At 31.0% G+C, this 8,951-nt stretch carries 18 protein-coding genes; 5 read left to right on the top strand and 13 right to left on the bottom strand.

What is annotated here, in order from left to right; translation table 11 throughout:
- The first annotated feature begins 245 nt into the window (after positions 1–245).
- Positions 246–950, top strand: a complete 705-nt coding sequence (locus tag LQ694_RS14665; RefSeq protein WP_185160462.1) for a CPBP family intramembrane glutamic endopeptidase — start codon at positions 246–248, stop codon at positions 948–950.
- A gap of 24 nt (positions 951–974) precedes the next feature.
- Here LQ694_RS14665 and LQ694_RS14660 read toward each other — a convergent pair whose 3' ends face one another.
- Genes LQ694_RS14660 through LQ694_RS14615 form a run of 10 tightly spaced genes read right to left on the bottom strand, consistent with a single transcriptional unit; the run spans position 975 to position 5,589 of the window.
- Complete coding sequence (locus LQ694_RS14660; protein WP_058591540.1) at positions 975–1,199, bottom strand: hypothetical protein; 225 nt, start codon at positions 1,197–1,199, stop codon at positions 975–977.
- 2 nt (positions 1,200–1,201) lie between these two features.
- On the bottom strand, positions 1,202–1,528 hold the full coding sequence (locus LQ694_RS14655) for an SA1788 family PVL leukocidin-associated protein (RefSeq protein ID WP_185160463.1): 327 nt from the start codon (positions 1,526–1,528) through the stop codon (positions 1,202–1,204).
- Positions 1,525–1,713, bottom strand: coding sequence for a hypothetical protein (locus LQ694_RS14650; protein WP_058591542.1), 189 nt, complete (start codon positions 1,711–1,713; stop codon positions 1,525–1,527). Before LQ694_RS14650 ends, LQ694_RS14655 begins: the two co-directional genes overlap by 4 nt.
- 11 nt (positions 1,714–1,724) lie before the next feature.
- The gene (locus LQ694_RS14645; RefSeq protein WP_185160464.1) at positions 1,725–2,747 is read right to left on the bottom strand and encodes a phage replisome organizer N-terminal domain-containing protein; all 1,023 of its coding nucleotides are present in this window, start codon (positions 2,745–2,747) and stop codon (positions 1,725–1,727) included.
- Positions 2,740–3,411: a putative HNHc nuclease gene (locus LQ694_RS14640; protein WP_185160465.1), complete on the bottom strand. Its 672-nt coding sequence runs from the start codon at positions 3,409–3,411 to the stop codon at positions 2,740–2,742. Before LQ694_RS14640 ends, LQ694_RS14645 begins: the two co-directional genes overlap by 8 nt.
- A 19-nt stretch (positions 3,412–3,430) precedes the next feature.
- Complete coding sequence (gene ssb, locus LQ694_RS14635; RefSeq protein WP_185160466.1) at positions 3,431–3,922, bottom strand: single-stranded DNA-binding protein; 492 nt, start codon at positions 3,920–3,922, stop codon at positions 3,431–3,433.
- Positions 3,919–4,578, bottom strand: coding sequence for an ERF family protein (locus LQ694_RS14630; protein ID WP_185160467.1), 660 nt, complete (start codon positions 4,576–4,578; stop codon positions 3,919–3,921). Before LQ694_RS14630 ends, ssb begins: the two co-directional genes overlap by 4 nt.
- Positions 4,579–5,064 (bottom strand): siphovirus Gp157 family protein, encoded by a 486-nt coding sequence (locus LQ694_RS14625; protein WP_185160468.1) that lies wholly within the window; start codon positions 5,062–5,064, stop codon positions 4,579–4,581.
- Entirely contained in the window at positions 5,057–5,326 is a 270-nt protein-coding gene (locus LQ694_RS14620; protein WP_185160469.1) for a hypothetical protein, read from the bottom strand. Before LQ694_RS14620 ends, LQ694_RS14625 begins: the two co-directional genes overlap by 8 nt.
- Before the next feature lie 2 nt (positions 5,327–5,328).
- Positions 5,329–5,589 carry a hypothetical protein gene (locus LQ694_RS14615; protein ID WP_058591548.1) on the bottom strand — a complete coding sequence of 87 codons (261 nt, stop codon included), beginning with the start codon at positions 5,587–5,589 and terminating at the stop codon, positions 5,329–5,331.
- A 169-nt stretch (positions 5,590–5,758) separates the two neighbouring features.
- On the opposite strand from LQ694_RS14615, the gene LQ694_RS14610 reads away from it, so the two are divergent.
- A complete protein-coding gene (locus LQ694_RS14610; protein WP_185160470.1) occupies positions 5,759–6,610 on the top strand; it encodes a DUF4393 domain-containing protein in 852 nt (283 codons plus the stop codon).
- 92 nt (positions 6,611–6,702) lie between these two features.
- On the opposite strand, the gene LQ694_RS14605 is transcribed toward LQ694_RS14610, so the two are convergent.
- The 3 genes from LQ694_RS14605 to LQ694_RS14595 form a co-directional block, all read right to left on the bottom strand.
- The gene (locus LQ694_RS14605; RefSeq protein WP_185160471.1) at positions 6,703–6,867 is read right to left on the bottom strand and encodes a hypothetical protein; all 165 of its coding nucleotides are present in this window, start codon (positions 6,865–6,867) and stop codon (positions 6,703–6,705) included.
- The gene (locus tag LQ694_RS14600; protein ID WP_185160472.1) at positions 6,864–7,175 is read right to left on the bottom strand and encodes a DUF771 domain-containing protein; all 312 of its coding nucleotides are present in this window, start codon (positions 7,173–7,175) and stop codon (positions 6,864–6,866) included. Before LQ694_RS14600 ends, LQ694_RS14605 begins: the two co-directional genes overlap by 4 nt.
- 100 nt (positions 7,176–7,275) lie before the next feature.
- Complete coding sequence (locus tag LQ694_RS14595; protein WP_204184935.1) at positions 7,276–7,494, bottom strand: BetR domain protein; 219 nt, start codon at positions 7,492–7,494, stop codon at positions 7,276–7,278.
- 173 nt (positions 7,495–7,667) lie between these two features.
- Here LQ694_RS14595 and LQ694_RS14590 point away from each other — a divergent pair, with 173 nt between their 5' ends.
- Genes LQ694_RS14590 through LQ694_RS14580 form a run of 3 tightly spaced genes read left to right on the top strand, consistent with a single transcriptional unit; the run spans position 7,668 to position 8,930 of the window.
- Positions 7,668–7,976, top strand: coding sequence for a helix-turn-helix domain-containing protein (locus LQ694_RS14590; RefSeq protein ID WP_185160474.1), 309 nt, complete (start codon positions 7,668–7,670; stop codon positions 7,974–7,976).
- A gap of 4 nt (positions 7,977–7,980) precedes the next feature.
- Positions 7,981–8,439, top strand: a complete 459-nt coding sequence (locus tag LQ694_RS14585) for an ImmA/IrrE family metallo-endopeptidase (RefSeq protein ID WP_239772161.1) — start codon at positions 7,981–7,983, stop codon at positions 8,437–8,439.
- A 14-nt stretch (positions 8,440–8,453) separates the two neighbouring features.
- A complete protein-coding gene (locus tag LQ694_RS14580) occupies positions 8,454–8,930 on the top strand; it encodes a hypothetical protein (protein WP_185160476.1) in 477 nt (158 codons plus the stop codon).
- The last annotated feature ends 21 nt before the right edge of the window (positions 8,931–8,951 follow it).

Genomic DNA, 8,951 nt, shown 5'->3' with positions numbered 1-8,951 from the left:
CGTTGACGCTTATATTTAATGCTTTCTGCGACTGCTTCTTTTAATCCAGCAGTTAATTTGTCATGTGCTGTTTTGTATTGATCAAGTTCATTCTCTAACTTAGTTATGTCTTCTTTTGTATATTTTATTGTTGGCATGTTTTAGTCCTCCTAACACTTTTGTCACATAATTACATTATTTGTCACATGATTTAATAGACTTACTTTATTTTTTTAATATATAATCAAAAATAAAAAGGTGATTAAATGTCTATAAAATTTGGCTTCAAAGAAATATTTTCATTATTTTGTATTCCGTTAATATTTTTTATTGGTTTTATAACCGAGTCTTTCAATACAGGTACTTATACTAAAGCGACTGTTGATACTTCTTTAAGAATCATTTTGTTTATTGCTTTGTTTGTAATGTTTAAAGATTATCTAGCAAAAGAATGGAATAAATTCAAAAATTTAAAATTCTACAAATGGTTAATAATTATTGCTGGTGCAATATTGCTACAAGTAATAATATCTATCGTTAACCAGTTTGTACCATCAGTTCATACAAATGAAGTTGTTCCTAATCCTTCTGAAAATATTGATTTTCTTACCGTTAGCACAAAGTTATTTTACTTATTAATTTTCATTAGTATTGGACCAGTAGTTACATCATTAATCGAAGACATCGCATTTAGATATACACTATTAGAAAAATTATTAAGCAAAAATATTATATCTAATGTCTTATTAGTATTAGTTAACAGTGCGCTATTCGGTGCAATTCACTATTATAATTTCGGTGGAAGTTTGATTAATACAATTCCATATATGTTTGCAGGTTTGTTTTTAAACTGTATTTATCTATGGACGAGAAATATATGGCATGTATTATTGATCCATTTCTTTAACAATTTTGTCTTAAGCATTGGCGGAATTATTATCATTGGGATTATTCGTATAATAATGAATTAACATAAGCACACTTAGGTGTGCTTTTTACATATCAAAAATACTTAACTGTCCCCCTGCTACTGGTTCGTCATCATGTTCGACTACATAATCTTTATGAGTGAATCCATGATGTATAATGAGATTTCCTTTGTTATCAGCTATACGGTAAATATCAACTGTGTCTTTATTCACACGCCATTCTGTGATTTCTCCTACCTGGTACTTACCTACCTCATAACAACTTTTATCGTCATATATTTTTGTGATCATATTTACCAACTCCCACAACAGTCATTGAATAACTGTTTAGCATAATCGCCAAACTCTGTTTTCTGAGGGTACTTCTTTAGCCATGGTTTAGGTTTCGAATAATCCTTCTTAGGCATTTTCTTTTTACTTTCTAAACTTTTATTTTTCAAATATGATTCAGCATCACATTTTGCAACACCTTTAGGTACATTTACCGCTGTGTCAATTACCCACCCAGCTCTTATACGCATCCTTACGAATGGCATATCTAACTCATATTCCTCAATGCTATTAAGATGTGAATCCGTTAATATATATTTTTTACCTTCAACTACTATTTCCTTACTCACTTAAGTTCCAACTCCTCTAGCTCATAATCTTTAACTTCGAATCTATTAGTATCAGAAAAATCATACGGACATGATTTCATTCTGATATCTAATTGATTTCTAATATCTTCTTCATCTTCAGCTACTATTTCAAAAGTTCTCTCAAACACTACAGGTGTTTTAGTTACTACTCTGTACGCTTTCATGTGATCACTCCTTATTTAGCTTCATCCCAAAAACTATTAACTTCTCTTTCAAGTTGTGCTTTCCTTTTCTCAAAATCTTCAGATGTTTCTGTAGTAGCTGATTCTTGGCTAGTTTCACCATTCTTTTGTTTAATTAACCATTCTGGTGTTTTCTCTTTTGATTGATATTGTTTATTATTTCTAGATTGATATTGTTGTAGTTTTCTTTTCTCATACGCTCTAACTTCTTCAAAAGAATTTAAGTTTGCATTTATCCAATTTCGTAAGATCCCTTTGGTATAACCCCAACTGATATTATTTCTGTCTATAGCAATCTTCATTGCAGCTATTACTATATCGTCACCGTTATTATTGAAGTCATCTATATATGCACCCATTTCATCATTGATATGACTATTCAATACACCGAATCCATTTGATTGATAGAAGTCGAAGGCGTTTACTTCTTCTTCTTTTCTATTCTTATTCTCTTCTTGTCCACCTATCGTTGTACGTGTCTTATACGTATCGTTGACGTTGCTTTTCTTTTCTACTTCTACGTCTTTATCTAATTCTTTATCTATATCTCTATCTGCTTCTATATCTCTATCTGTACCGTCACGTGACGTCACGCTAACGTCATTACTATTCATTGATAATTTCTCTTGTTTTTTTCTTTGTCTATATTTTCTATTTCTCTCTGCATTTAGTTGTTTAACTCTATCCATACCTTCAATGTTTTGATGATTTTCCCAATTTTTAATTTTAATTGCACCCTGTTCAGATTTCTCAATCATTCCATATCTTTCAAAAGTATTTATTGCTAATCTGACGGTATTCAATGGTCTACCAAATATTGTTGCAAGTTCTTCTGTATTCATCGGTATTTGTTCAGTTAACATGATGTATCCGCCAGCATTAACTTTTCCTGCATATGCAATTAACTTTATCCATATAATTAATATGGAATCTTTATCTGGTAACGCTTCAATAAGTTTAATTTTTTCATTTTCAAACATGTCTGTTTTTAATTTAACCCATGTTATTTCAGCCATTATTTCCACCTCTTAACATATTGTTTAATCTTTCATCTACTTGAACCCAGCTATCCGTTAGGTGATATTTTTTATTAAAGCTATCCATACCTATCGTGTGTTGTTCAGTATGATGAGTTCTACAAAGTGCTAACACTTTATTATCTGTATGATCAATTTTGTTTCTATTTCGTCCTCTACCTACTGCGTTAAAATGTGCTAAATCACTATTAGGTTTGCCACAAATGGCGCATGTCCGATTTATGGTACTTACATATATAAAACTCTTATCGTCCTTTAACAAGTCGCTAGTACGATAATTTAAAGGTATGTCATGTATGAAAACCCAATTGATAATAACCTCTATTAATTCTTTTGCTATTTTCCTGCTACAATTTGATAAACTAAACGATTCATAACCATTCATGAACACAATGTAATCTTTAAACATTTGTCTCATATACTCTCTTGGTTGCCCTGTGTGTGCTTCTATGTCATTACATAAGGCAAATATCTTACGACGTTGTTTATCCGTTATCGTATCGATATCTAGTACATCTAACTTCACGTTCACAGGCACATTGTTATCGAGCAGTAACGTTGTTTTATCGTCTAATTCAGCATCATCTATGACGATAGTATGGCTACCGTCATAGTTTTGCTGATACGTTATAATTTGAGTCATTGCTTCACATCCTGTTCATTTAGAAAGGTAAATCATCATCCTTTATATCGATTGGTCCATTCGCATTGGTAAATGGATTATGCTGTTGTTGTGGTTGCTGGTAATTGTTTGATTGTTGATAATTCTGTTGTTGGTAACCTTGTTGTTGATTATATTGAGGTGGTTGATAGTTACTCTGCTGTTGGTTATTACTTTTCGGTTCTAGGAATTGCACACTGTCACATACAACTTCTGTGACATAAACACGTTTACCTTCATTGTTTTCATAACTTCTTGACTGAAGTCTGCCTTCAATGCCTGCTAAATTACCTTTATTTAAATACTTATTAACATTTTCTGCGGGTGTTCTAAATACAACACAATTAATAAAATCTGCTTGTCTTTCTCCATTTTGATTAGTAAATGTTCTATTGATTGCTAATGTGAATGTCGCAACTTGTACACCAGATGGAGTCACTCTATATTCAGGTTCTTTTGTTAATCTTCCGACTAGTACAACTCGATTGATCATGATGATTGTCCTCCTTGATTTTGTTTAATAATATCTTGCTTCCAAGCGTTCAATGTTTGAATAGCTTGCATAGTTTCAGCAATACTTAATTTTTCATAGTTAATAATTTTCAATTGTGCTTTGACTGATTCAGTATCAGCTTTTACTAATTGCGCAAACCCTTCTATATGTTTTTGCAATAGTTTGATATCACTATCATCAGCTTTTGTATATTTCTCTTTCTTTTGTTTTGTATCTGCATCATCTTCATCAGTTGGTATATTGAAGAACTTGAGTAAAAAATAACGTTCGGCATATGTCAAAGCTGTACCATATGCCTTACTGGCATCATCTTGGTGACCTATCGCATAGAATGGTATTTCTAATCTTTCTTTAGGGTTGTCAGTGTTAATGAATGTATACGTCATATTCATTTCTACTAAGATATTGGGTTTCATATTGCCTTTCACTAAAACTTGAATGTCTTTATAATCTGCATGATGAACACTCGGATAAAGCAATAAATGATTTTCTTCCATCGCTTTTCTTATTTTGTGTAAGATTTGAGAACCTTCAACATAGTTGTATTTGTATCCCTCAGCATCCTTTGTAAAGCCTTCTATATTGGATTTAACATCTAAGATACGTTGGTATAAATTTGTTTCTTTTTCACTCATTTACTTAACCCCCAATGATTGTGTTTGTTTAAGCTCTACGCCATCAAACTCACCATTAGCTTTAACATGAGCTAATAAACCACGTTTATCGAGTTTCGGTGATTGTTCTTTATAAAAATCTTTCGGTATTTTAGTTTCATCTTTAATGTCTAAAGAGGGTGCATTATTTCGTATTGAATAATTGTGTAGTTTAGTTTTAAATTTCGTTTTACCTGTATAGGTCATTGCTTCTAATAAAGTAGTTTTTAAACGTTCAATCCCGTTATTATTCTTTTTCTTACGCTCTTGTAATCTTTTTACTTCACGATCAATCGCTTCATTCTCCGACTCTAATGTTTTGACAACTGCATAATAACCATCTGCTTTATCTTCTAAGGCATCGTTAATAGAATCTAATGTGTCTTTTAATGCTTTGTCATCCTCACTGTCCTGAATGATTTTCAATACTTCTCTATATTGACTTGATAGTTCAAATATATTAGCCATGAATATACTCCTCCTTTATTGCTGCTAATCGTTGGTCCTCTTGTAAACGTCTGTATACTTCTTTGCAAACATATTCCATTTCATGTGGATGTATTAAATCTAATGTTTTATGGTAACTGCCTGCATATTTAAAATGAATAACTAATTCACAAATATGTTTGTCATCTTGTTCTACTTTGTATTTAAGTTTTCTTGGCTTTAAGTAACAGTTTTCTAATAATTGAAGCCTATATTGATTACGTTCTAAATGTGGTGTGTACATATTTACAACCCTTTCTTAATCAAAGCCTTTCCTCTCATAACTTCGACCATATGGTTTTTAAGTCTTTCAAACGATTCTGGATGGTTCTCATAAATAGCAATCCATTTGTTATTGCTTTCGTACGAGTCGTGCCAATGTGTAAAATTAATAGCTATTCCGTTTTTGTTACGATCTATTTCTAACCAGCAACGCTGGTCACTCACTTTAAACTCTTCAAATAACCTTGCAAATACGCTATATATTTTCTTTTGATTACTAGTCAACTTTGACGTCCTCCTTATTTAGTTATATAATTCTGGTATATAAATTTGTTATGTGTTTGACTCTTACTGTCAGCTAACAGTAGGAGTTTTTATTTATTTTGATAAATCATGTTCTCACTCCTTTTATTTGGTACAATTGAATTAATTTACTATGAAAGGTTGTGTATATATGGATCCAATAATAGGTAAAGGGCTAGATAAAATAATTGATGGTGCAGCTGAAGGTCCAATTAAAACTTTAAATTTAACCTGGGATTTAGTCTTTGGAGGTTATCATACTTGGATAAATAAAATTCAATACAAAAGGGAAATCAATTTAAATGACTTCAAAGAAAGCTTGAATTCTAATATTCAAGAAATACCAACAGAGAATATTCAAGAACCTAAGATTTCTTTATTAGGTCCAGCTTTAGATGCATCAAAATTTTATATTGATGAAAAAGTTATTAGAGATTTGTTCAGTAATTTGATTGCTTCCTCTATGGATAATCGTAAAAACAATGATATTCATCATTCATTTGTAGAAATAATAAAGCAAATGTCTTCAGACGATGCTATACTTTTTGAACATTTAAGCAAAGCGCCCATATTATCAGCTGTAAAGTATGTAGCTATGTCTAATAAAGGTACGACCAAGGTTTCTTTATCAGATGTAGTAATCAAAGATTCACCTCTCAGTTATAAAAATACGGAAATATCAATAATCAATTTAAAGCGAATAGGATTAATTGAAATTAATATTGGATTAAATTCACTTACTCATACTGACGCCTATAAATCATTTGATGATCCCAACATGATTGATATGTTTACGAAAAAATTTGAAAATAATTATAGAGAACATTATTCAAAAATATTTCAGCAAATTAAAGTATTTGGAGTTGCTAAGTTAGCGCTTGATAATAATGTATCTGTTGATGAAATATATAAAAATTGTTCTCCATCTTCTATTGAATACGAAAAAGGATTTATTGAAATCACTTCATTTGGTAAAGCATTTATTAACTGTTGTTTAAAGTAAAAGGTCTACCAATGATTTTTTTATACGTACTAACACTCTTAATCTCCTCCGCCAAGATGATGATTAGGAGTGTTATTTTAATTAGTTTTAGTTTATTCATTACATTTCTCCTCCATTTCCTTTACTTGGTCCCATACTTCGAACAACATCACTGTGAGTAGCCAGAATAGAAATGAATGTTCAAATGGTGTAACACTAAATGCTGAAATGATGAAGAACTCTAGTACCAAGAACATTGTTAATGTGATGTATTTCATCCGTTTTTCGCCCTTTCTATAATTTCTTCTTTGTACTCTTCGATAAACTCAATCATTTTTCTTCTGTCGAAACTGAACTTACCTCTACCGTTTTTACTGAATGTAGTAAATGGCTCAATTTTTCTTCTGAAGTAATTGCGATTAATGATGTTTTTCTTGATGTAGTATTCACTCCAACCAGTTTCAGCGACTAACTCTTTCATCGTCATTTCTCTAGGTAACTGTTCATTGCGTAATTCTTTTAGTTTCTCATCTACACGTTGGTCAATGAGTTCATTAAGTAAATCAATGTTTAGTAGAGTGTTCATCAATATCCCTCCTTAGTTCCATCAGCACTAATGCACCACATTCAGTTATAGTGCTGAATTCATTTAAGTATCCAATACCTTTAAGTTTCCTTTAGGACACTTATTGTTTAAAAAAAATATCTAACATTTCTTTCTCAGATAACTTTAAAGTATCTACAATAGCTAATATTTCTGCTCTATCAAATTCATGAACTTTGTTCATTCGTCTGTAGAATGAATTCCTAGACATCTTAATGCCTTTTTTGTTAATTAGATCTAGTAATTCATTAACTGATATTTCTTTTAAAGCCATTTGAGATTTCAGTTTATTCGGATGCATTTTGCCACCACCTTTGTGTCTTAAAGGATACATTTATCTTAACCTTGATATAATACTATGTCAACACAAAAGTGTCTTTTTAAGAAACTTTTTTGGTTACTTCCTATTTAATTGTTGCCTTTAAGAAACTTTAATATTATAATTGAAACATACCAATTAGGAGGACAAATATTATGAAACCAGACATAAAAGCAAGAAGACTTGAATTAGGATTAACTTTAGAAGAAGTAGGTAATATTGTCGGAGTTGGAAAATCTACAGTTAGGAAATGGGAAACTGGCGACATCGAAAACATGAAAAGAGATAAAATAGTAAAGTTAGCTAAAGCATTGAAAGTATCACCTTCATATATTATGGGTTTTGAAGAAATAGAAGAGCAACCTACAGTTGCAGCACATTTTGATAAATCTGACCTTACCGAAGAAGAGATGAAAGAAGTAGAACAATTTATTGAATTTGTTAAAAACAGACGCAAAGGGTGATTATATGGGGTATGAACAACTATTAATAAATCAAGACATCGAGATATATGAAACGAATTACTTACCTTCTTTTCAAAGTGGTTTATATTATAACGGTACAATTTATATAAAAAATAAAATGAATTCTATAAAAAAGCACGAAACTTTAGCTGAAGAGATAGGTCACCACGAATTAACATATGGGAATATTACTGATCAAAAAATATTAATGAATAGAAAATATGAATTAAAAGCAAGAAGATATGGATATGAATTGCTAATTTCTTTAGATGGTATTATTTCAGCTTATAATGATGGGGTTCATAATATTTTTGAAATGGCAAATTATTTTGAGGTAAGTGAAAATTACATTAATGATGTTTTAAAACATTATAAAATGAAATTTGGATTATCCACCTACCACAATTGCTATGTGATTAAGTTTAGTCCATTACAGGTGTTTAAACATATACAATTCGAATAAAGGAGAGATGTGGAATGAAAAAGTTTATTGTTATGTTATTCGCAAGTTTATTAGTTTTATCAGCATGTGGGGATAAGGAAGAAGAAAGTTCATCTAAAGGTAGCGCTAAGGAAACTAAAGACGTTAAGAAGGATAAAAAAGAAACTAAAAAAGACGACAAAACTAAGAAAGAAAAAGAGTCTGTTAAAAAGTCTGAACCTAAAACTGAAGAAGTAACATCTAATGAACCACAGACTGCGCAAGAAGTTAATTCAACAGAACAAACAACACAAGAACAACAATCAGTTGAACAACCAGTACAACAACCGCAACAAAACGAAGAAAGTAAACAATATCACTATGATCCAGAATATGATAGATACGGTTACACTGGTATGGTAGATGAAACAGGTATGCCTGAATTGGACCCTAATGAAAACTACGACCCTCATGGTGGACAAGTTCCTAACGATAACTTAACCGAAGAAGAGATTAGAGATATGATGGATTAATTACCTACCTCACAAATAGTG

Origin of the sequence: Mammaliicoccus sp. P-M58 (genome assembly GCF_022386165.1) — a bacterium.
GTDB lineage: Bacteria > Bacillota > Bacilli > Staphylococcales > Staphylococcaceae > Mammaliicoccus > Mammaliicoccus sciuri.
The sequence above is the reverse complement of the archived record's forward strand: the minus strand, read 5'-3'. Positions and strand labels throughout refer to the sequence as shown.

Coding starts and splice junctions, on each gene's coding strand:
- LQ694_RS14665 (WP_185160462.1), top strand. CDS start 246: ATGTCTATAAAATTTGGCTTCAAAGAAATATTTTCATTATTTTGTATT.
- LQ694_RS14660 (WP_058591540.1), bottom strand. CDS start 1,199: ATGATCACAAAAATATATGACGATAAAAGTTGTTATGAGGTAGGTAAG.
- LQ694_RS14650 (WP_058591542.1), bottom strand. CDS start 1,713: ATGAAAGCGTACAGAGTAGTAACTAAAACACCTGTAGTGTTTGAGAGA.
- LQ694_RS14645 (WP_185160464.1), bottom strand. CDS start 2,747: ATGGCTGAAATAACATGGGTTAAATTAAAAACAGACATGTTTGAAAAT.
- LQ694_RS14640 (WP_185160465.1), bottom strand. CDS start 3,411: ATGACTCAAATTATAACGTATCAGCAAAACTATGACGGTAGCCATACT.
- ssb (WP_185160466.1), bottom strand. CDS start 3,922: ATGATCAATCGAGTTGTACTAGTCGGAAGATTAACAAAAGAACCTGAA.
- LQ694_RS14630 (WP_185160467.1), bottom strand. CDS start 4,578: ATGAGTGAAAAAGAAACAAATTTATACCAACGTATCTTAGATGTTAAA.
- LQ694_RS14625 (WP_185160468.1), bottom strand. CDS start 5,064: ATGGCTAATATATTTGAACTATCAAGTCAATATAGAGAAGTATTGAAA.
- LQ694_RS14620 (WP_185160469.1), bottom strand. CDS start 5,326: ATGTACACACCACATTTAGAACGTAATCAATATAGGCTTCAATTATTA.
- LQ694_RS14610 (WP_185160470.1), top strand. CDS start 5,759: ATGGATCCAATAATAGGTAAAGGGCTAGATAAAATAATTGATGGTGCA.
- LQ694_RS14605 (WP_185160471.1), bottom strand. CDS start 6,867: ATGAAATACATCACATTAACAATGTTCTTGGTACTAGAGTTCTTCATC.
- LQ694_RS14600 (WP_185160472.1), bottom strand. CDS start 7,175: ATGAACACTCTACTAAACATTGATTTACTTAATGAACTCATTGACCAA.
- LQ694_RS14595 (WP_204184935.1), bottom strand. CDS start 7,494: ATGCATCCGAATAAACTGAAATCTCAAATGGCTTTAAAAGAAATATCA.
- LQ694_RS14590 (WP_185160474.1), top strand. CDS start 7,668: ATGAAACCAGACATAAAAGCAAGAAGACTTGAATTAGGATTAACTTTA.
- LQ694_RS14585 (WP_239772161.1), top strand. CDS start 7,981: ATGGGGTATGAACAACTATTAATAAATCAAGACATCGAGATATATGAA.
- LQ694_RS14580 (WP_185160476.1), top strand. CDS start 8,454: ATGAAAAAGTTTATTGTTATGTTATTCGCAAGTTTATTAGTTTTATCA.